Origin of the sequence: Nostoc sp., from assembly GCF_036917935.1 — a bacterium.
Lineage (GTDB): Bacteria > Cyanobacteriota > Cyanobacteriia > Cyanobacteriales > Nostocaceae > Nostoc.
Genome location: NZ_JBALEL010000002.1, coordinates 318,869 through 342,601 on the forward strand (window position 1 = coordinate 318,869; position 23,733 = coordinate 342,601).

General features: G+C 41.9%; 12 protein-coding genes. 7 read left to right on the forward strand and 5 right to left on the reverse strand.

All coding sequences use genetic code 11. The features are described 5' to 3' along the window. The first annotated feature begins 12 nt into the window (after positions 1–12). Together V7K62_RS01625 and V7K62_RS01630 are read left to right on the forward strand one after the other, a co-directional pair. A complete protein-coding gene (locus V7K62_RS01625; protein ID WP_334861027.1) occupies positions 13–5,916 on the forward strand; it encodes a trifunctional serine/threonine-protein kinase/ATP-binding protein/sensor histidine kinase in 5,904 nt (1,967 codons plus the stop codon). Positions 5,917–5,990: 74 nt separating this feature from the next. After that, a complete protein-coding gene (locus tag V7K62_RS01630; RefSeq protein WP_334861028.1) occupies positions 5,991–11,816 on the forward strand; it encodes an ATP-binding sensor histidine kinase in 5,826 nt (1,941 codons plus the stop codon). 730 nt (positions 11,817–12,546) lie between these two features. Here V7K62_RS01630 and V7K62_RS01635 read toward each other — a convergent pair. Continuing rightward, a complete protein-coding gene (locus tag V7K62_RS01635) occupies positions 12,547–13,674 on the reverse strand; it encodes an ABC transporter ATP-binding protein (protein WP_334861030.1) in 1,128 nt (375 codons plus the stop codon). Between the two features lie 329 nt (positions 13,675–14,003). On the opposite strand from V7K62_RS01635, the gene mrdA reads away from it, so the two are divergent. From mrdA to V7K62_RS01650, 3 genes are all read left to right on the forward strand, one after another. Then, entirely contained in the window at positions 14,004–15,851 is a 1,848-nt protein-coding gene (gene mrdA / locus V7K62_RS01640; protein WP_334861032.1) for a penicillin-binding protein 2, read from the forward strand. 108 nt (positions 15,852–15,959) lie between these two features. Next, positions 15,960–16,211, forward strand: a complete 252-nt coding sequence (locus V7K62_RS01645) for a helix-turn-helix domain-containing protein (RefSeq protein ID WP_334804312.1) — start codon at positions 15,960–15,962, stop codon at positions 16,209–16,211. After that, the gene (locus tag V7K62_RS01650) at positions 16,189–16,938 is read left to right on the forward strand and encodes a hypothetical protein (RefSeq protein ID WP_334861034.1); all 750 of its coding nucleotides are present in this window, start codon (positions 16,189–16,191) and stop codon (positions 16,936–16,938) included. Before V7K62_RS01645 ends, V7K62_RS01650 begins: the two co-directional genes overlap by 23 nt. Here V7K62_RS01650 and V7K62_RS01655 read toward each other — a convergent pair. Beyond that, positions 16,901–18,058 (reverse strand): DNA cytosine methyltransferase, encoded by a 1,158-nt coding sequence (locus V7K62_RS01655; RefSeq protein WP_334861036.1) that lies wholly within the window; start codon positions 18,056–18,058, stop codon positions 16,901–16,903. The genes V7K62_RS01650 and V7K62_RS01655 overlap by 38 nt on opposite strands. 76 nt (positions 18,059–18,134) lie before the next feature. Further along, entirely contained in the window at positions 18,135–18,938 is an 804-nt protein-coding gene (locus V7K62_RS01660) for a M15 family metallopeptidase (protein WP_334861038.1), read from the reverse strand. Between the two features lie 101 nt (positions 18,939–19,039). Between V7K62_RS01660 and V7K62_RS01665 the strand changes: the two genes are divergently transcribed. Together V7K62_RS01665 and V7K62_RS01670 are read left to right on the forward strand one after the other, a co-directional pair. Next, positions 19,040–19,957 carry an AEC family transporter gene (locus V7K62_RS01665; RefSeq protein WP_334861468.1) on the forward strand — a complete coding sequence of 306 codons (918 nt, stop codon included), beginning with the start codon at positions 19,040–19,042 and terminating at the stop codon, positions 19,955–19,957. 10 nt (positions 19,958–19,967) lie between these two features. Continuing rightward, positions 19,968–21,983, forward strand: a complete 2,016-nt coding sequence (locus tag V7K62_RS01670; RefSeq protein WP_334861040.1) for a BNR-4 repeat-containing protein — start codon at positions 19,968–19,970, stop codon at positions 21,981–21,983. 268 nt (positions 21,984–22,251) lie between these two features. Here V7K62_RS01670 and tsaB read toward each other — a convergent pair whose 3' ends face one another. Then, positions 22,252–22,911 (reverse strand): tRNA (adenosine(37)-N6)-threonylcarbamoyltransferase complex dimerization subunit type 1 TsaB, encoded by a 660-nt coding sequence (tsaB, locus tag V7K62_RS01675; RefSeq protein WP_334861042.1) that lies wholly within the window; start codon positions 22,909–22,911, stop codon positions 22,252–22,254. 161 nt (positions 22,912–23,072) lie between these two features. After that, positions 23,073–23,543 (reverse strand): 6-aminohexanoate hydrolase, encoded by a 471-nt coding sequence (locus V7K62_RS01680; protein WP_334861044.1) that lies wholly within the window; start codon positions 23,541–23,543, stop codon positions 23,073–23,075. Positions 23,544–23,733: the final 190 nt, after the last annotated feature.

Below are 23,733 nucleotides of genomic sequence, written 5' to 3' on the forward strand. Positions count from 1 at the left end.
AGATTTAGTAGCATGGTTAGCACTCTTGTCAATATTCCCGGATATAAAGTAAGCGAAGAACTCTACAATGGTTCCAGAACCCTAGTTTATCGAGGGTATCGAGAAATCGACTCATTAAGAGTAGTGATTAAACTGCTGAAAAATCCTTATCCGAGTTTCAGTGAACTATTGTCGTTTCGGAATCAATACACCATTGCCAAAAATCTCAACTCACCGCTAATCGTCCAAACCTACAGCCTAGAACCCTACCAAAATGGTTATACGTTGGTGATGGAAGACTTTGGGGGGATTTCTCTCAAAGATTATTTCACCTCACCAAAGACGCTATATATCGCGTCTCTACAAGAGTTTTTAGAAATAGCGATCGCACTGTGCAATACCTTAGATATACTTTACCGCGAGCGGATTATTCACAAAGACATCAAACCCGCCAATATTCTGATTAATCCCGAAACCAAACAAGTTAAATTAATCGACTTTAGTATTGCATCTTTACTACCACGAGAAACCCAAACACTAATCAATCCCAATGTCTTAGAAGGGACACTAGCTTATGTTTCCCCAGAACAAACAGGCAGAATGAATCGGGGGATTGACTATCGGACTGATTTTTATTCTTTGGGTGTAACTTTCTACGAATTACTTACAGGTGAGTTACCTTTTCAATCAAACGATCCGATGGAGTTGGTGCATTGTCATATTGCGAAACTTCCACCCTTGGTACATAAAATTAACCCACAAATCCCGTTTGTACTCTCGGAAATCGTTAGTAAATTAATGGCGAAAAATACCGAAAATAGATATCAGAGTGCCTTGGGACTGAAGTTTGATTTAGAAAATTCTTTAAATCAGTTACAAGCTTATGGTATGATTAAGAATTTTGAGATTGCGCGATGGGATGTGTGCGATCGCTTCATTATCCCCGACAAACTTTATGGAAGAGAATCAGAAGTATCAACCCTACTCCAAGCATTTGAAAGAGTCAGCCTTGGTGCAACAGAAATGATGTTGGTAGCTGGGTTTTCGGGAATTGGTAAAACAGCGATTGTCAACGAAGTTCATAAACCAATTGTGCGGCAACGCGGTTATTTTATCAAAGGGAAATATGACCAATTTCAACGAAATATTCCCTTGAGTGCATTTGTGCAAGCCTTCCGAGATTTAATGGGGCAATTGTTAACAGAAAGCGATGCCCAAATTCAGCAATGGAAAAATAATATTTTAGATGCTATTGGAGAAAATGGGCAGGTAATTATTGAAGTCATCCCCGAATTATCAAGAATTATCGGTCAACAACCACCAGCGATAGAGTTATCAGGAACGGCGGCACAAAATCGATTTAATTTATTATTCCAGAAATTTACCCAAGTCTTTACTAGTGAGGCACATCCATTAGTGATGTTTTTAGATGATTTGCAATGGGCTGATTCAGCATCGCTGATGTTAATGCAGTTATTAATGGCTGATACCAAGCATCTTTTCTTAATTGGTGCCTATCGTGATAACGAAGTCAACCAAGTACATCCGTTAATGTTGACTTTGAATGATATCGAAAAAACAGCAGCCACGATTAATACAATTACTTTAGCGCCACTGAGTCAAGGGCAAGTAAATCAATTAGTTGCTGACACACTTAAATGTACAGAAAATTTGGCATGGCCTCTTTCTCACTTGGTATCTCAGAAAACTCAAGGTAATCCATTTTTTGCTATACAGTTTCTCAAGGCATTACACCAAGATGGATTAATTGAATTTAACTTGGAATCAGGGTGTTGGCAATGTGACATTACCCAAATAAATCAGCAAGCGGTTACAGATGATGTTGTTAAGTTCATGGCATTTCAATTGCAAAGACTGCCTCAATCAACTCAAGAGGTGTTGCAGTTAGCCGCTTGTATTGGCAATCAATTTGATTTAGCAACTTTGGCAATTGTTTGGGAAGAACCAGAAATTGAAACGGCTGCTAGTTTATGGAAAGCTTTACAAGAAGGGTTGATTTTACCCATTAGTGATGTTTATAAGTTTTATCAAAATTCGTCATTGCTCATTGATCATTTGTCATTAGAAAATAACAAACAAATGACAAAGGACAAAGGACAAAGGATAGCTTCATATAGATTTTTACATGACAGAGTGCAACAAGCTGCCTATTCTCTAATTCCTGATAACCAAAAACAAGCAACTCATCTCCAAATTGGCCAATTACTTTTACAAAATTCCTCTCAAATCCAACAAGAGGAAAAACTGTTTGATATTGTCGGGCATTTGAATTTAGGAATTGAGTTAATTACTCAACCAAGCGATCGCCAAGCATTAGCTCAACTGAATTTGAAAGCTGGAGTCAAGGCGAGAAATTCTACAGCTTACGTCGCAGCAAGGGTTTATTTGCAAACAGGGATTAAGCTATTACAAACAAACTGCTGGCAAGATCAGTATGAATTGACTCTAAATCTGTATGTGACGGCTGCGGAAGCTGCCTATTTGAATGGTGACTTCGAGGGCATGGAACTCTTAACCGCAGTGGTATTGCAACAGACACAGACAATTTTTGACAAAGTGAAAATCTACGAAATTCAAATCGCGGCATTAACGGCTCAGAGCCAAATGTTAGGGGCGATCGCGGTGGGAAGAAAGGCACTGAGTCAATTAGGGGTGGATCTCCCGAATGCAACCGATGAAGCCCAAATCGGCAAAGTGCTACAAGAGGTGGCAAGCCTTCAAAGCGGCAGAGATATTGCCGAGCTGATTGACCTGCCTGTGATGAGCGATCGCACCGCCGAAGCCGCGATCCAACTGTTAGGAGTTTTGTTTCCAGCAGCGATCCAGGGAATGCCAGGGTTACTGCCCCTGTTGAGCGCGACGATGGTGCGGTTGTCGCTCCAGTTTGGCAATGCCCCCGCCTCGATAGTCGGCTATGCGATTCATGGCATGGTGCTGTGTGCCTTTTTGGGCGAAGTCGAAACAGGCTACGGATTTGGTCAATTAGCGCTCTCGTTGCTGGAACGGTTGAATGCTCTCTTAATGAAGTCTATCACTCTAAACCTGTTTGGGGCTTTCATCCAACATCGCCACGAAGCGCTGAGAGCAACGATATCGACGCTGAAAGATAGCTACACGACTGGTATGGAAACTGGCGATTTTCTCTCTGCTGGCTACAGCGCAATATCCTACATGAATATTGCGGTTTTCGCAGGTGTAAACCTGGACACTTTAGAACCCGAATTCGCCGCTTACAGTGCTGCCTTGGCTCAGGTTAAACAAGATTCGGCGCATATTCATTCGGACATAACGCGGCAAACGGTGCAGCATTTGCGAGAAACGGTGAGCCAACCCGATTGCTTAATTGGTACTATCTACGATGAAACGGTGATGCTGCCGAAGCAACAGCAGGATAATGATCTCACCCCGATCGCCGTTGCCTACATCTATAAACTGCTGCTTGCCTACTCCTTTGGGAATTATCAGGCTGCCTTCGACTACATCACCACAGTCAAGTCCTATTTGATGGCAGTATCGGGAATGGTCTTTAGTCCCATTTTCCATTTTTATGCCGCGCTCACGCACCTGGCACTTTTCCCCACGCAACCAGAACCGGAGCAAGCCGAAATGCTTGCTGTTGCCGTCACCCATCAAACTATTCTGCATCAATGGGCGGAAAATGCCCCGATGAATCACTTGCATAAATGGTATCTAGTGGAGGCTGAACGTTATCGAGTTTTGGGTGATAAAATCGCTGCAATTGAATGTTATGACAAAGCAATTACTCTTGCTAAAGACAATCAATTTATCAATGAAGAAGCCTTAGCCAATGAACTAGCAGCAAAGTTCTACCTCCACTGGGATAAACAGCGCATCGCTCAGTCATACATGACCGAAGCCTACTACGGCTATGCTCGTTGGGGTGCTAAAGCCAAAGTCGCCGACTTGGAAACACGCTATCCCCAACTCCTTGCCCCCATTCTTCAGCAAACCCGTTCTCTCCTCTCAACTAAGGAAACTATCTTCACATTGGGAAATGTCACCTCCAGCAGTTCCCTAACTTCCAGCAGTAGCAGCGCTTCTACTGCTTTAGATTTAGCTACCATTCTCAAAGCTTCTCAAACTCTTTCTGGCGAAATCGAACTAGAAAAACTGCTCTCGGCGTTGCTGCATATTGTCATTGAAAATGCGGGAGCCGATAAGTGTGTGTTCATGCTTTTGGAATCAGATAATTTACGGATTCGGGCATTGGCGGGGCTGGGGCTACAGAAAAATGGAAATACCAAAGTTGATTTTTCTCCAATGCTGACCAATTCAGAGGCAGTTGAAGAGTCTATTCATGTACCAGTTAGCTTAATTAATACCGTCAAATGCAGCTTAGAACCTGCCGTGATTATTGATGCCACGGTGCATCCACAATTAATTCATGACCCGTATATTCAGCAACAGCAGCCCAAGAGTATCTTGTGCAGTCCGATTTTACATCAGGGTAAACTGCTTGGCGTGTTGTATTTAGAAAATAATCTAGCAACTGGAGCCTTTACACACGATCGCGTCGAACTACTCAATTTACTCTGCGCTCAAGCCGCAATTTCTTTGGAAAATGCCCGCCTTTATGAGCGATCGCGAGAAAATGGCCAACAACTAGAGCAGTCACTCAATGAGTTGAGTATGGTTCAGTCTCGCTTCCACAATCTAGTAGACAATGTGCCTGGCGTAGTTTATCAATACCGGATGACTCCTGAGCGAGTAATATCTCTGAGCTACATTAGTGCCGACTGTTACAGCTTGCTGGAAATTACCCCAGAGCAAGCTATGTCCAATTGGCAGTTTCTGGACAACATGGTGCATCCAGACGACATAGCAAGTTTTCTACAGTCCCAAACTCACGCCATTCAAACCCGATCTTTCTGGTACTGGGAAGGGCGAATTGTCACCCCATCAGGAATTCTTAAGTGGATTCACGGAGAATCACGAATTGAACAGCTTGCCGATGGGTCTGTGGTTTGGGATGGATTATTTTTGGATATTAGCGATCGCAAAAAACCAGAACTTGCCTTGCAACAAAAATCACTCTTATTACAACAAGCGCTAACTGATCTGCAAAACGCCCAATTACAAATGGTGCAAAGTGAAAAAATGTCTGCACTGGGCAACTTAGTTGCTGGTGTAGCTCACGAAATGAATAATCCTCTCGGTTTTATTGCTGCCAGTCTCAAACAAGCTAAACCAACGTTTACTGATATTATTGAACACCTGAAACTCTATCAAAAAAGTTTACCTAACAAGAGTGAGGAAATTATTGACCACGCCGAAGAAATCGACTTGGATTATACTTTAGAAGACTTGCCCAAGATGCTTGATTCCATGTCTATGGCGTGCGACAGGCTCAAAAACATCAGCACCAGTTTACGTACTTTCTCTCGTGCCGATCGAGACTACAAAGTACCATTTAACATTCATGAAGGTATTGATAGCACCATTCTCATTCTCAAACATCGTCTCAAGGCTAATGAACAACGTCCCGCCATTGAAGTTGTCACTAACTACGGTAATTTACCTCAAGTAGAATGCTTCCCCGGTCAATTAAATCAGGTATTTATGAATCTGATCGCAAATGCCATTGATGCCTTAGATGAATCTAACACCGGACGCAGATTTGAAGAAATCAAAGCCAATCCTAACTGGATTACAATTACAACTTCAATCGAAAATAGTCTAGTTAAAATTGCCATTGCTGATAATGGTAAGGGGATGAGTGAACAAGTTAAATCAAAAATATTTGACCATTTATTTACTACCAAAGCTGTTGGCAAAGGAACGGGGTTAGGATTAGCGATCGCTCGTCAAATAGTTGAAGAAACCCACGGCGGAAAATTGAGTTTTAATTCAGTTCTGGGTAAAGGTACAGAATTTATTATTGAAATACCGGTATAATTTTTTTCTATCCTTGGTAAACGACTTCAGATATCTGGGAATACTAAATCTGGAAGTCTTAAAGATTTAGCAGTATGGTTAGCACTCTTGTCAATATTCCCGGATATAAAGTAAGCGAAGAACTCTACAATGGTTCTAGAACTGTGGTTTATCGAGGGTATCGAGAGACTGACTCGTTACCTATAGTAATTAAATTGCTGAAAAATCCTTATCCGAGTTTCAGCGAACTCTTGTCGTTTCGGAATCAGTACACCATTGCCAAAAATCTCAACTCACCTCTAATCATCCAAACCTACAGCCTCCAAGCCTACCAAAATGGCTATGCGTTGGTAATGGAAGACTTTGGCGGGATTTCTCTCAAGGATTGGGGAGTGGAGAGTGGGGAGTGTGAAGTGGGGGGAAGGGTAGAATCTTTGATGGAGTTTTTAGAAATAGCGATCGCACTGTGTAATACCTTAGATATATTGTATCGCGCTCGGATTATTCATAAAGATATCAAACCCGCTAATATTCTCATTAATCCCGAAACCAAACAAGTTAAATTAATTGACTTTAGTATTGCATCCCTATTACCACGGGAAACTCAAACACTGATGAATCCCAATGTCTTGGAAGGCACACTTGGTTATATTTCTCCCGAACAAACAGGCAGAATGAATCGGGGGATTGACTACCGGACTGACTTCTATTCTTTAGGCATCACTTTTTATGATCTACTCACGGGCGAGTTACCGTTCCATTCAAATGATCCGATGGAGTTGGTACATTGTCATTTAGCAAAACTCCCACCAATGTTAGGGGATAAGAAAGAGATTCCCCAAGTTCTCAGTGACATCGTGATGAAATTGATGGCAAAAAATGCTGAAGATCGCTATCAAAGTGCATTGGGAATTAAATTTGATTTAGAAAATTGTTTAACTCAACTCCAAGAAACTGGTGAAATTAAGAGTTTCCCAATTGCCCAACGGGATTTGTGCGATAGGTTCATTATCCCCGATAAACTCTATGGACGCGAAACAGAAGTAGAAACCCTACTGCAAGCATTTGAGCGCGTTAGTACGGGCGCGACAGAAATGATGCTGATAGCTGGTTTTTCGGGTATTGGTAAAACCGTTGTAGTTAACGAAGTTCATAAACCAATTGTCAAACAACGCGGTTATTTTATCAAAGGGAAATATGACCAATTTCAACGAAATATTCCCTTTTCGGCATTTGTGCAAGCCTTCCGAGATTTAATGGGGCAATTATTAACAGAAAGCGATGCTAAAATCCAGCAATTTAAAACCAATATTTTAGCGGCTGTAGGTGATAATGGACAGGTAATTATTGAAGTCATCCCCGAATTAGAAATAATTATTGGTCAACAACCACCAGCTACACAATTATCAGGAACTGCGGCACAAAATCGATTTAATTTATTATTCCAGAAATTTACCCAAGTCTTTACCAGTGACAAACATCCATTAGTGATGTTTTTAGATGATTTGCAATGGGCAGATTCAGCATCACTGATGTTAATGCAGTTATTAATGGCTGATACAAAACATCTGTTCTTAATTGGTGCCTATCGTGATAACGAAGTCAACCCAGCACATCCATTAATGTTGACTTTGAATGATCTCAAAAAAACAGCAGCCACAATTAATACGATTACTTTAGCGCCACTGAGTCAAGGGCAAGTGAATCAATTAGTTGCTGACACACTTAAATGTAGACAGAATTTGGCATTACCTCTTTCTCAATTGGTATTTCAGAAAACTCAAGGTAATCCATTTTTTGCTATACAGTTTCTCAAGGCATTACACCAAGATGGATTAATTGAATTTAACTTGGAATCAGGGTGTTGGCAATGTGATATTACCCAAATAAATCAGGAAGCGGTTACAGATGATGTTGTTAAGTTCATGGTATTTCAATTAAGAAGACTACCTCCATCAACTCAAAAGGTGTTGCAGTTAGCCGCTTGTATTGGCAACCAATTTGATTTAGCAACTTTGGCGATTGTTTCGGAATCATCAGAAATTGAAACGGCTGCTAGTTTATGGAAAGCTTTACAAGAAGGATTGATTTTACCAATTAGTGATGTTTATAAGTTTTATCAGGGAGAAGAGCATGATAAGTTGGCGTTGTCAACTGGGAATAGCAATAAACAATTAGCCAAATATAAATTTTTACATGACAGAGTGCAACAGGCTGCCTATTCTCTAATTCCTGATAACCAAAAACAAGCAACTCATCTCCAAATTGGTCAATTACTTCTCCAAAATGCCTCTCAAATAGAACAAGAAGAAAAACTGTTTGATATTGTCGGGCATTTGAATTTAGGAATTGAGTTAATCACCCAATCAAACGAACGAGAAGCCTTGGCTCAACTTAACTTGGCAGCAGGAGGTAAAGCCAAAAGTTCTACCGCATACACTGCGGCCAGAGTCTATTTAGAGACTGGGATTGAGCTACTCACAGCCAACTGCTGGCAAGATCAATATGAATTGACCCTGAGTCTTTATGTTGCCGCTACCGAAGCCGCCTACTTGAATACTGACTTTGATGGCATGGAACAGATAGCGTTACAGGTGTTGCAATCAGCCCAAACGATTTTAGACAAAGTTAAAATTTACGAAATTCAAATTGCTGCCCAGACAGCCCAGAGCAAACTATTAGAAGCGATCGCACTGGGCAGAGATGCACTTTTACAATTGGGGGTTGAGCTACCCATCGAGCCAAACGATACTGAGATTGGTAAAGCGTTACAAGTCCTTGCCAGTCAACTCGAAGGTAAACGAATTGAGGAATTAGCTGACCTCCCAGTGATGACTGATCCCCAAGCACAGGCAGCCATGCAAGTGTTAGGAATGTTGTTTGCACCCGTTTTCCAGGGAATGCCGGGTTTATTGCCCCTAATTAGCTCCACAATGGTCAGTCTATCGCTTCAGTTTGGGAACACGCCCGCCTCCACGGTGGGGTATGGGCTTCACGGAATGGTGCTGTGTGCCTTTTTGGGAGAGGTTGAAGCGGGCTACAGCTTTGGGCAATTGGCATTGAATTTGCTGGATCGGTTCAATGTGCGGGAATTCAAATCGATAATTTCCATGTTGTTTGGCGGCTTTATTCAGCATCACCAAGAAGCTCTCTCGGCAACGATACCGATGCTGAAAGCTGGTTTTACCTCTGGTATGGAAACTGGCGATTTTTTACACGCTGGCTATAACGTATGTTGTTACAGCTATGCGGTCTTTTGGAGCGGCTCTGAACTCAACAATTTGGAATTAGATATAGCAAGTTACAATGCTGCCTTAACTCAGGCGAAGCAACATTCTGCCCAGACTTATGTGAGTATTATGCGGCAGGCAGCACAGAACTTCAGGGAAACCCAAATTCAGCCAGATTGTTTAAGCGGCACCATCTACGATGAAACGGTGATGATTCCCAAGCATCGTCAGGCTAATGAACTGACGGTGATGGCCGAACTCTATATCTACAAACTGTTGCTTGCCTATTCTTTTGGTAATTATAAGGCTGCGATCGCCTACATTGAGCAAGGTAAAGAGTATTTACTCGCAGTCTCAGGATTAATTTTTGTTCCGATTTTCCATTTCTATGCAGCCCTGACGCACCTGGCGCTATTTCCCACCCACTCAGAAATTGAACTTTCTCTAATTCTCGCTCAGGTAGAAATCCATCAAACCACTCTACACCAATGGGCGCAAAATGCTCCCACGAATCATCTGCATAAATGGCATTTAGTTGAGGCTGAGAAACAACGAGTGTTGGGCAATAAAGCAGAAGCACTTGAAAATTACGATCGCGCCATAACTCTAGCCAAAGCCAACGCCTACATTCAAGAAGAAGCACTTAGCAATGAACTGATAGCCAAATTTTATCTCGATTGGGGTAAAGAAAAAGTTGCCCAAGCATATATGCAAGAAGCATACTACTGCTACGCTCGTTGGGGCGCAAAAGCCAAAATAGAAGACTTAGAAAAACGCTATCCCCAACTACTGCAATCCATTTTGCAACAGCAACGGATCAACTTCAATACCCTAGAAACTATTAGCTTTCGTGGCACTTCCTCATCTACTCGCACTTCTACCACTGGCAGCACTAGTATTTCCCATGCACTAGATTTTACCTCTGTCCTCAAAGCCGCTCAAGCTATCTCCAGTTCACTGGAATTAGATCAACTCATTGCCAGCCTCACCCGGATTATCCTAGAAAACTCTGGCGCGAAAAAAGCTGTACTAATTCTTCCCCAAGATGATACTTGGCAAGTTAGGGCAATTACCTTTATCAACCATGACCAAATACAAACTATTCTTGAATCACAATCACTCGATAATTGTCAAGAGATTCCCCAAAAAATTATCAATTACGTCAAAAATACTCGCCAAACAGTTGTTATAGACAATTGCAAAACAGATATTATTGGGTTGATTGGGGAATACATGCACTCCTCACAACCCCAGAGTGTATTATGTACCCCAATTATTAATCAAGGGCGTTTGGTGGGGATTCTTTACTTAGAAAATAAACTGACGCAAGGGGTATTTACTAGCGATCGCCTTTCTGTGATAAATTTTCTCTGCACTCAAGCGGCGATTTCTTTGGAAAATGCCCAATTATATAATCATCTCCAGGAGCGAGGAAAGTTCCTAAGTAGTATTTACGAAGGTGTTGGCTGTCTAATCTTTGTGACTGATGTCCGGGATAATGGTAGGTTTGAGTACACCGGATGGAGCAAATCCTGCGAACTAGCGGTTGGTATACCTGCTTGGGAAGTGCTGGGTAAAACTCCCCAAGAATTCATGGCTGCTGATGAAGGTGCAAGAGTGGAGCAAAAATATCTGCGTTGTTTCCAAACCGGAATACCCGTCACCTATGAAGAATGTCTAACATTTAATGGCCAGAAAAATTGGTGGTTAACCACACTCAGTCCATTAAAAGATGAGACGGGCAAAGTTTATCGCGTAGTCGGGACAACTATTAATATTAGCGATCGTAAACAAGCTGAGTCAGCAGTAACAGAAAAATCTCAAGCACTGGGAACAGCCTTAGAAGATTTACAACAAGCCCAATTACAAATTGTTCAAAGTGAGAAAATGTCGGCATTGGGTAATTTAGTTGCTGGGGTAGCCCATGAAATGAATAATCCTTTGGGCTTTATTGCTGCGAGTCTCAAACAAGCTAAACCCACTATTGCTGATGTTGTTCAACACTTGAAACTTTATCAAGAAAGTTTACCTAATCCAGGTGGTAAAATTATTGACCATGCAGAAGAAATTGACTTAGATTATAGCTTAGAAGATTTACCCAAGATAATTGATTCAATGGTGATGGCGTGCGATCGCCTCAAAAATATCAGCACTAGTTTAAGAACTTTCTCCCGTGCTGATAAAGATTACAAAGTACCATTTAAAATTCATGAAGGGATTGAAAGTACGATTTTAATTCTCAAACATCGCCTGAAAGCAAACGAGCTACGTCCAGCAATTGAAATAATAACAGATTATGGTAATTTCATCCAGGTTGAATGTTTTCCTGGGCAATTAAACCAGGTATTTATGAATATCCTAGCTAATGCCATTGATGCCTTAGATGAGTCTAATTCTGAGCGGAAATTTGAAGAAATTCAAGAAAACCCTAACAAGATTATCATTAAAACCTCATTGAAAGCTAATCAGGTTGAAATAACGATTGCTGATAATGCTAAGGGGATGAATGAATCAGTCAAACAAAAGATATTTGACCATTTATTTACTACGAAAGCCGTTGGTAAAGGAACGGGGTTAGGATTAGCGATCGCCCGTCAAATCGTCGTGGAAAAACACGGGGGTTTGATACACTGCAACTCCTCCCCAGGAGAAGGTACAGAATTTGTGATTGCAATTCCAGTGCGGCAATGAAGAGTGCTGAATAGGGAATCTCACTTTTGTACTCAGCACTGAGTAAACCAACTCTAGCTAAGAAGATTCTGCCACGCCACTTGCTCATGGGCAGCCACTCCGTTGCGCGGCTTTGCCGACTTGAAGGAAGTGGCGGGGAAACCCTCGCGTAGCGTCTCCTAGAGAAGACCACAGTGGCTCCACAAGGGGAGTTGCTCTTACCAAGTACATCAATCAGTACTGAGTATTTTTCCTTACTCAGGACGGGCTAAATGCCCCGCTACCGTTAACAGCACTAAGTAAAGTAAATGGGAGGTGAACATGTGTACTAAGGCGCTCAATGACGAGATTACTCGCCTTGTTCAACGCTATGCAGGATGTGATTCTTGTCTTGAATGCCGAAGGACGATATAGAGGTTGTTTGAAAAGTATTTCGCTGTGACTTTAGGCACTTTTAGATCCCCCCTAGAAGCGGAATCAAAGTCTCCCAATTTATCGGGAGATTTAGAGGATGTTTGAAAAGTATTTCGCCGTGATTTTAGACACTTAGCGATCCCCCCTAACCCCCCTTCAAAAGGGGGGAACCGGAATTAAAGTCCCCCAATTTATCGGGGGATTTAGGGGGATCTAGAACGTTTTGATACCTACAATAGGACTTTTCAAACATCCTCTTAGAGGGATCTAAAACTTTTGATACCGACAAGAGGACTTTTCAAACATCCTCTAAAATCTAAAATTGTTTGACTATTGACTATTGACTAATGGCTAAACAATCAGTTTCTGCCCACCAAGCGTAGATGGGCGTGTCGCGGTCTGCTAAAGTGCCAAAAGTATTAGGTTGCAACACATTGATACTAATGCCATTTGTTAATTCCACAACATAATTAACGTGTGTGCCCAAATACATAACATTGATCAGCCTTCCTTCAAAGCAGTTAGCTGGCAAATTGGGTGGATAAAGCGAAAGCTGTATTTTTTCTGGACGCACGCTTACTACTACAGCTTGTGATAATTCATTTGGTGTATCTTCAGCGCGGTTAATAACAATTGAGAGTCCCGTTTTTGTTGAAATTTTAATATTAGAGGAGTCTACCGCGACGATTTCACCACTGAATAAATTAGTATCACCAATAAAATCAGCAACAAAGGATGTGCAGGGACGTTCGTAAATTTGGCTGGGAGTACCAACTTGTTCAATTTTGCCTTGATTCATCACAGCAATGCGATCGCTCAAAGACAATGCTTCTTCTTGGTCGTGTGTCACCATCACAAAGGTGACTCCCAAGTCTTTGTGTAAATTTGATAACTCAACCTGCATTTCCTTACGGAGTTTTAAATCTAACGCCCCTAAAGGTTCATCCAGTAGTACGACGGTAGGACGGTTGACTAAAGCCCTTGCTAAAGCAACTCGCTGCTGTTGACCACCAGAAAGTTGATTGGGAAAGCGCGATCGCAAACTTTCCATTTTCACAAGCTTTAAAGCTTCTTGGACTCTGGCTTCAATTTTCGATTTGGGTATTTTTTTTAACTTCAGTCCGAAGGCGATGTTATTCCAGACATTCAGGTGGTTAAATAGAGCGTAACTTTGAAACACAGTATTGACGGGTCGGCGGTAAGGCGGCACATTAGTCATAGACTGACCCTGAATCAACACCTTGCCAGCGTCAGCGATTTCAAACCCAGCAATTAAGCGCAGTGTTGTTGTTTTACCACAACCGGAGGGGCCTAAAATACTAAAAAATTCTCCTTGTCTGACATCCAAGTCAATTCCATTTACTGCTGGTTCTTGGTTAAAAAACTTGAAGACGTTACGCAGTTCAACATCAAGTGGCTGAAAACTTGTTATCCCCCTCTGATTTTGCATGACAATTTGAGCCATAATCCTCAGTAGAATGCCGTGATCTTACGTTATTTTGCCAATTGCTCTAGTCTTTTGGGCAGACTAGATTTGACACTTTGGTTTATTGTATCCGCCAAAAACAATTGTTCAAGAATATACTTGCCCGATTCTTTCATACCCAGTACTGAGAATGAGCTTACGGTAAATGTATATACTGAGTTTGCTACTTAGACATTCTTTGATTAAGCTAACATGCATTAAAATTGCATATTAGCAATTGCGATAAAGTCTGGCTAGAATTGCGTTTATTTATTTTGAATTTTGTTAGCGAGTCCACCAGCGTCATTTTGAATTTTGAATTGATACTTATGTCTTTATTCCCATCACTTGGCAGCAAAAAAGATACACGTACAGTTGGACGTGGTTTCCAATCAATATTTTTAATCGTATTTACCCTATTAATGACCACTGGTATCGGGGCGCGTTTAGCATATTTGCAAATTGTTGAAGGCCCAAAACTCCGGGAACGAGCCGAAGCGAACCGAATTCGGATGATTCTCAAACAACCAGAACGAGGCAATATTTTTGACCGGAATGGCAAACTTTTAGCCAGTACTCGCTATCCTAGCTCTGTATATTTGTGGCCGATGGCACATACTAAGCCTTCCTGGTCTGTAGTCGGCCCGCGTCTAGCGCAAATTCTCAACATTCCGCAAGATGAGATGGAAAAGAAATTAGAACTAGCAGGTGCTAATTCTTCTTCACTCATCCGAGTCGCTCGCGATTTAAATGAAGCAGAAATCACGGCATTAAAGGAGTATAAAAATGAACTCCCGGAAGTGGAAATTAATACAGATTCTGTGCGTTATTATCCCCACGGCAATCAATTGGCACATGTACTAGGTTATACGCGGGAGTTAACCGCCGACCAGTTAAAGGGCAAGAAGGAGGAAGGCTACCGACTGGGAGATGTAATTGGTCAGATGGGGGTGGAAAAGGCTTATGAGAAAACTCTACGGGGCGAATGGGGTGGTCAGCAGGTGGAAGTAGATGGTGCGGGTAGACCAATCCGGGTTTTGGGAGAGAAACAGGCAAAAGCTGGTAACGATTTACACCTAACTATAGATTTAGATGTGCAAAAAGCAGCAGCAAAAGCTTTGGGAAATCAACGAGGTGCGATCGCCGCAATTGATCCGAAGAATGGTGCGGTTTTAGCAATGGTGTCTTACCCCACCTTCGACCCGAATATCTTCTCTAAACAAAAACTTTCTCAGAAAGATTGGGAAAGCGTGCAAGGTAAAGATCATCCCTTGGTCAATCGTGCCCTCAGTGCCTTTCCCCCCGCCAGTACGTTCAAAATTGTCACTACAACAGCGGGACTGGAATCAGGTGAATTTTCTCCAGACTCAATATTACAGACCTTTGGTTCTCTGACCGTTGGTGGGGTGACATTTGGTGAGTGGAACCACGCCGGATTCGGGCCATTAGGATTTCCCAGAGCGATCGCTATGAGTAGTGATACTTTCTTCTATCAAGTTGGTAGAAAAGTCGGTGGCCCAACTTTAATCGAATGGAGTCGCAAATACGGGTTTGGTCAAAGAACTGGCATTGAATTTCGTGATGAAGAATCAATAGGCTTGGTTCCAGATGAAACATGGAAGCAGAAAGCTTTGAAAACGCCTTGGACTGTTGGTGACACCATTAATATGTCAATTGGTCAAGGCGCTTTGCAAGTGACACCTCTGCAATCGGCGATTATGTTTTCTGTCCCTGCTAATGGCGGCTATCGAGTTCAGCCGCATTTGCTCAAAGACAACGAAGAAGCAAAAAGTTGGCGAGAATCCTTAAATATGAAGCCGACAACTATCAAAGTTCTCCGCGACGGACTGCGGAAGGTGGTGAGTGAGGGTACTGGTAAGCGCTTGGACGTACCGACAATTGCCCCAGCATCGGGGAAAAGTGGCACTGCTGAAGCTGGTACTGGTCGCCCAAATCATACTTGGTTTGGTGCCTATGCCCCCACTAATAAGCCGGAAATTGTGGTTGTGGCCTTTGGTGAAAACTCCGGCGAACATGGCGGTACTGTTTGTGGGCCGATGGTTTTACAAGTGCTAGAAGCTTATTTTCAGCACAAGTATCCAGGTAAGTATCAAAAACCTCAGCCTGACCCATCAGAAGCTAAAACTCCCAATTCAGGACATGTGACTGGAGACTAGTACCCTGTGGCGGAAGTTTGCCACTATCTTTGTTATCTCACTCATCAGGCTATTTTGAATACTTTAGTCTGTAGAACTTTTGTATTCAAAATTCTACGCTTTTTCTTCATGCAGCCCAGTAAACTAGACCAAATTTTAGGACTAGAACTACAGCGTCGTCGCACAGAGAAAGGTTGGTCACAAGAGTATCTTGCAGAAGTGACAGGTCTGCACAGGACTTATATCAGCCAGCTTGAGCGAGGGCTAAAAAGTCCATCTGTTAGAGTTCTCAGCCATATTACCAATGCTTTAGGTTTGACAATGAGTGAGTTTTTACAAGCCGTAGAGGAATCCCTGAGTGTTGACGGACAACGAAATTGAAAGATTAAGCCAAGCCATTATTGCTACCATTGCATCTCCAGTCATCGGCTCGATAGAAGATTATACGTGGGAAGCAATTTTTCATTATCTTAAGGATATTCCTTTATCAGATCCCGCTCTGGGACGTAGCAAGCTTCTCTATGATGCTGTTGATCTAGTGACTAAAACTGGTTGGTCACTCAAATCCCTGCAACTAAATAGCCTCAACATTGCAAATCCATTTTTGTTTGTTATTCAGAGAGCAGATGTCATCAAGAAGGCTGTCCAACTGGGTTTTCCTGGTCTAACTGAGCAATCCTTACCTAATGAGCTTGGAGCAGCCATTATCCAACATTGGAACGAGAAGATTCTTTTGAATCAGGCAGTACAGGGCGTTATTAATAGTTATGAAGGCATATTACTGAAAACTATCAAAGGCTATGAGTATATTTACTGTGAGTTTCCACTCTATCCTCTTGACCAAAATACCTTTTCTTGGGCTTGGACGGTAGATAAAACTACTGGGGGATCAGGGGTTGGACTACAGGGAAGTGTTGCAGGCAAAATAGAATTAGTTTGGTACAAAAATCAGAAACAACTTTTTCGAGCTAGAGCTATTCCTACCCAAGCGGTTCGGATTACAGTTGCAAGAACTCGTCTGACGCTTGATCGATATGTCGAGACAGTTCTCTCTGCTTTGCAAGATCAAATCAATACGCAGTTTTCTGAGGATAGGTCTGAAGAATAGATGAAGCGATCGCTTTACCTAGTAGGGGAGGTACAGATTCGCCAATTTGAGAAGCCATCTCAGTATATGTTCCCAAAAAGTGAAAATCATCTGGATAAGAGTGTAATCTTGCAGCTTCACGTATTGTAATTGTTCGATCTTGAGTAGGATGAAAAAACCTACCCGATCCTGGATGGAAGACCCATCTGGTAATAGTTCTCGCTGGCTTATCCCAGTAAAGTCTCCCGTATGCGCCGCTATAGTGTTTCTTGGGAGCTAATTCAGAAGGTAAGTCCCTAGCATCTTGTCCTTCACAAAGAGCGCGAACTCTCGAAAATTGAATTGGACTCAAAGCACGAGCAACATGATTAACAATTTTCATGCTTTCATGACGCATCATTGCTTGATATGTAGTTTGTGGAGGAGAAGGATAAACTTCAGCGTCATAGTCTTGTCCTGCATCTAGTGGTGGTAAGTCTCCAATCGCATCTCTGACTGTGACAAGTGGAGAAATATTTGCTTCTAACAAATTAAGCTGATTACAAGATTTCGTACTTCTATAGTCACTCCTAATATCACCAAAATGTGTTGGTTCAGGAAAATGAAGGGAGTCATCCAGGCTAGCTAGAAAAAAAGCTCTGGTTCTCGTTTGTGGTATTCCATAACGGGCAGCATTTAATGATGAAGAAACAACTTTATAGCCTAATGATTCAAGTTTTTCTGTTATTTCTTCCCTAATTATTCCATTGTAAGCTTTCAAGATTTCAGGCACGTTTTCCATTACGACATAAAGGGGTCTAAACTCCTCTACGAATTCCAAAAACGTTCGATATAGCAGGTTACGGGAATCATTGAGGTAGCGATAACCAGCAGGAATATTTCTGGAAAATCCCTGACACGGGGGGCCGCCAATCAACAGTATTGGTTCTTCTCGCCGCAAGCCCAACGCTAATCGTAAGTCATCAGGACTAACCTGACGTATGTCCTGATGAATGATTTTAGTTTTTGGGTAATTGTGCTTGTAGGTCGCCAAGGCTTTTGCATTTACATCGATTGCACATAGAGATTCAAAGCCCGCCATCTGAAAGCCTTTTGTCAAGCCACCAGCACCAGCAAATAAGTCAATAATGTTGTGTGTCATTTATGAATACTATAGTATTCATAAACTATCGTCAAGCAACTCCTTTATAAAAAGATAGTAATCTCTAGATCAACTTTTATTGAGGTATCTTAGCGGGTTTCAAATTTCTGGCTTTGTAGAACATTTCCAAACTATTGCGATCGCCTACAAAACGCCAGTGCCAAGGCTCATAACTCACACCTTGAACATTATCTTTAGGAAATGACATTTCAAAGCTGAAACGCGCTGCATTTGCTTGCAGCCACCGATAAGCCTTGGTATTATCAAAGTTAGTTTGGAGATTAGTTGCTGGTACTGCCCCATCTGCAATATCCACAGCATAACCTGTGTGATGTTCGCTATGACCAGGAGGAGCGCTGAGGGCAGCTCGTTCTGCTGGCGTCTGATTTCGTTGGGCACCGACAGCAAAAAATAACTGCTCCTGGTCTTTGACTGAGCGAAAGCCAGAAATTGGTACTAAAATTACACCTGCACTCCGCGCTGCTGCTACCATCTCCTCAAACTTTTGGGCAGCAGTTTTTCGCATTCTAATGCCCCTATTTGCGGAGATGGTTACTAGTTCTGATTCCGGGGCTTCTGGGTATGGAAAATGCCCTAACACAGTATCGCTAGAATTATTAGATGCTGCTGGAGTTGCAGGTGCAGAACTAGTGAGCGAGAGTTGAGAATCGGCAGTTTTTTTGGGTGCAGTGACGAAAAACAAAAAACCGCTAATTAAAGCCAGGAGGATAAATCCTGCAACTCCGCCAATCAGGAGAATTCGAGTTTGCAACCAAATTTTAGGTGTTGCATCAGGGGTATCGCGTACAGCCACTGGAATATCATCACCAAGGTCATTCGATGAGTTTTGCGGTTTTCCAGAAAACCCAGCCTTATTCAAGGGTAAACTCCTGTTTCTGTGGGATAGCCATAACAGATTTTGCACTGGACAAAAGTAGACGTAACAGCTAGCATTTTACATCTGTGGTTTTAGGCGCAATCTTGATAAACCTTTTAGAACTATACGTCAACCTGGGAGGATTAGTCCTGGTAGGTTTTATTCTGGGACGCAAACTACCTATGACAGTTCCTACACGTTTGGGACAGTTCCTTTTTCGGGTGGGAGTACCCATAAGCATAGTATCGTTTTTGCATCGATCTAGCTTGTCGGGGCAAATTTGGATTGCACCTGCCTTCGCTTATCTAGCCATTTTACTTGGAGCATTTTTAGCTTGGCTAGCCATTAAAGGACAAGCCTATTTTAAAAATACTGTGCCCCAACAATCGACTCAGGCTAGCTTGATATTAGCAGCAATGCTGGGTAATACAGGTTATCTTGGCTTTCCCATTACCTTAGCAATTGTAGGCAAGGAAAATTTTGCTTGGGCGTTATTCTACGATTTGTTAGGTTCATTCCCAGGAACTTATGGCTTGGGTGTGTTACTAGCAGCGCGTTTTGGCGGTGGTATTCATAATCATTGGCAGATTGCTAAGTCCATCTTAATTAATCCTGCCCTGTGGGGTTTCGGATTTGGCTTGCTGTTTCGGCAGGTGACAATTCCCACAGTCGCGGAATTCTGGTTAGAGAAATTTGCTTGGAGTGTCGTAGCTTTATCTTTGATGTTAATTGGGATGCGACTGGCGCTGCTCAAATCTTGGGGTAGTCTACCACAAGCAGGGATGAGCTTGGGAATCAAAATGCTGCTGGTTCCCTTGATATTGGGGAGTATTTTACCACTGTTTGGATTAACTGGGGCGATCGCAAAAGTCATCGTGCTACAAATGGCCATGCCTCCAGCTTTCGCCACACTGGTAATTGCTGAGACATTCAATCTCGATCGCGATCTGGCAGTTACTGCCTTAGCTGCTGGGGCTATAGTATTGCTAGTTACTCTCCCAGTTTGGCTGTGGCTGTTTTGATTTGGGATTTATGCACGGTGATGCGATCGCATTCGTAAATTCGGTCAATATTAATTCAGTTACAGAAGTATGTTTAAGTGCCTCTGGAAATGATTTTAGAGTAAGGGCAACTAATATTATTGGAAGTAGTTATAACTCAAGTACTATGTCAGTCACGCCAACTTCAGGTACACCACCAGCACCTACATCTCTAGCTCTCAAGTCATTTACCCCAGCCAGAAATGATTCACCACTCGATTTATCCTACTTTATTTTTACTGACACAGTAAGTAATAAATGTCATCTAGAATGGAAAGCCCCTGATTCTAGCGGCTCAGGTGGGGCAATCACAATTTATTTAATTGAAAGTAGTGTTAATGGTACTAATGGGTGGACAACAGTTAGAGACACAGGAAACACCAATACAGAACTATACAATATTACAATTGACACTGAAGAAGTATATTTTAGGGTTCGTGCTATAAATGCCTCAGGAGTTGGAACACCTTCTAATGTTTTAACAGTGAAAGGTTCTACTTCAACTTGTGAAGGTACTATGGTGCGTCCAAATGGGGTATGGACATTCTTTACAAATCCTAGAGCAGTTTGTTATAGGGATAATACTTATATAGGTTGGGTTGATAATAGAGGAGTTGTTGGGGTTACAAAAGTAAATAATACAACTAAAGAATCTACTCATTTTGACTTAGAAGATGTATCAAATATTATTGACCCTGATAGGGCTGAAATTGACGACCATGATAATGCAGCAGTATTCATCATGCCTGATGGCAAGATTATTTGTTATTATGGTGCTCATAATGACCCAGGTGGTATTAGGTCAAGAACTACTATTTATCCAGAAGATATTACACAGTGGTCTATACCAATTGTCTATAGCCCTGCTAATACAGGTTCAAACCCAAATATTAATTTACCAACTTGCTATAGTAATCCCAGGTTATTAGAAGATGCTGGAATGTTGCTTTATCATTTCCGCACTGGTACACCACCTAAGGCCCCACATGCTATTCTGTTTACAAACATTCAAAATACCCCAAATTCTACAGCGTCTTATAGTGATGCATTACCTTTGATTGAAAGTGAAAGTACCCTTCAGCCTTGGGCAAATCAACGTCCTTATGTGCAATCTGTAGTAAATGGGAAAAACCGTGTAGACTTTTTCTGTACTGATGGCCACCCAAGTGACTTAGGTACACGTGGAAATGGAAATGGTACAAGTTTATATCATTTCTATGTAGAGTGGGATAAAGCAGCTAACAAAGCTCGTTATTATACTTCTGCTGGGGTGGAAATGGTTAATCCCTCAGCTACAGGTGCACAATCCCCTAGCTTACCTATACGCCCTAAACATGATGAAGGTAGTGACCCTACTATGGTTTGGAATGGAGTGAATGTAAGGTCATGGGGCTGGGACATTGTAATAGGTTGTGATGGAAACCCATGTGTATTATTCACCACTTATGATAATGGGTCTGGTAGCTTTGGTTATACCAATCAACGCTATATGTTCTCTAGATGGAATGGAACAGCATGGACAACTCCAGTTGATATTACAGGAGCTAATGTTGTTCCCTCTACTCAGACCATAGTTAGAAAAGTAGCTGTGTCATCTCCAGGTATGGGAACTAAGGGAGTAAACGGGTTTCACCTTGATGAACCTTGCTACACAGGTGGTTGCTGTTTTGATGCTAATAACCCCAATATTGTGTATTTGGTTAATACTGTAGTTCAGAATTCAACTAATAATTCTGATTTGTCATCTACAGATCCAGACCGTACTGGAACAAGAGAGTTACAGGAGTGGAGTACAACTGATAATGGCTTAAGTTGGTCAAAAGTCAGAGATATCACTACAAACTCCTTACATAAGATTATTAATGGTCGTCCTTACAGCCCTAAAAATCATGATGGTAAGATTGCTGTTGTGTGGTGGCGGGGTCCTTACTCTGGATGGGCAAGATGCTTTAATACTAATATTTGGTGTGCCCCTGCTTCAGATAGCTACTCTAATCCTAGTTGCTAACTTTACCTGCTTCTCATCTGCAAAATATGTTCTAAGGAAGCAAGTCTAACTGTTACTTAACCCTTCTTATAGCGTTTCCTGATCACATGAGGTACATCATAGTCCCCTCCTCGCTTGCGGGGAGGGGGTTGGGGGTGGGGTTCTTGTACCTCACTTAAGCGAGAACCGCTATAGCCTTATTTTTGGGTGTTTTAGTGCTGTTAGTCATAATAACTCAAACCAAGCTCAAAATGAGTAAATTAGTCATTAGATAACTAGTTTACAAGCATTATGAACCCTGTACTGGATGCTGCCCATAATATGGCAAAGCCTCTGACCAATTAGGAGACTTCCCCTCTTGCCAATCAAGATTAGCTAATTCCAAAATACTTGTCACCGTCGCGGCTAATCCAGATTGGGCTTGAATTAGCTGATAATTAGTGTTCCAATTCGCTAAAGTTTCCTGCCATGCTTCTGGTGTCAACACTCTATCTGAAAAACACACTCTTAGTTTAGAAGTATCTGGCTCAAACTGATAAATAGCAGCAAAAATTTGACCTCGTTGTGCTGGCATTTCCACAGCGATAGTTTTGGGATTTTGACTTTTACCTGCTTCTGACCAAGCTACCGCAGCCAAAGTTGAAATCGCAAATACAGGGATATCTAATTGTTGCCCCAAAGTCCGAGCAGTGACAACACCAATCCGAGTTCCCGTAAAGCCGCCAGGGCCTTTTGCAACTGCGATAAAAGATAAATCTTCCCAAGTTTGCGGTTTGATAAATTCAATTAAATATTGATGTATTAAGCTAGATAAATCACGCCCTAAATTCCAAATTTGAGAGCGAGTCTCACCAGCCAAATTACTAATTGCCAAACCTAATTCCGGTGTGGTGGTGTGTAGTGCTAAGGCGTATTCATTTATTGCAATGTCTTCTAGTTCCGTTGTCAAAGTTACTTAAAATATATATTTTTATAGAATTAACGTGATTTATTCAAGCATATAACATTGCGGTTCTTAATTAAATATACTACTGAGTAAGAATCAGTCAAACGCTCTTGTTGCAAGGTTTGTGAGAGCCAATGCTGTTCACTCTATCGGTGCGATCGCAGCTAAGATGGGGGATTTAGATTACCGCCTTGCTGTCTCAGTAGATAGTCTAAAACTCGGTCAATTCGCTCTAAAGCAGCACCCGTAGTGAGTTTAAACTCCTGAAACTGAGATTTTTGTTCCTCATAGTTTCGGTCAAGCTTTAGCATGAGTGCTTCTAATCGCTCAGTTCGTGCCTTTGTTTCCTCTATCTCACTGCCTGTCTTTGTAAATAGGCGTTGCGTGTGAGTGATAAAACTATCAATCTTATCAGAAACTTGGTCAACCTTTCCCCCTATCTGGTCAACACGTACCCCTAGTTGATCAAGATGAGATTGGGTAAGGTCTTGTTTTATGGTCAACTGGTCAAGATGAGATTGGGTATGGTCTTGTTTTATGCTCAACTCGTCAAGGTGAGATTGGGTACGGTCTTGTTTTATGTCTAATTTAATTGTCAATAAGCCTAAATTATTGATAAAGATGTAACAGTACATCCGCTCAAACGCTTACACAGCAGCTTATCGAGGGGGTCGAGGAAAGAATCAGGGATATAGCGATCGCTATATCCCCTCGAAAAACTTGCGTGTGCAAAGTCAAAATAAATACTTTTGATTTCACTAGGAAACTTGGGATTGAATTGTCAAGGTTCTGTTATTAATGGGTGTAAACATAACATACTACTCT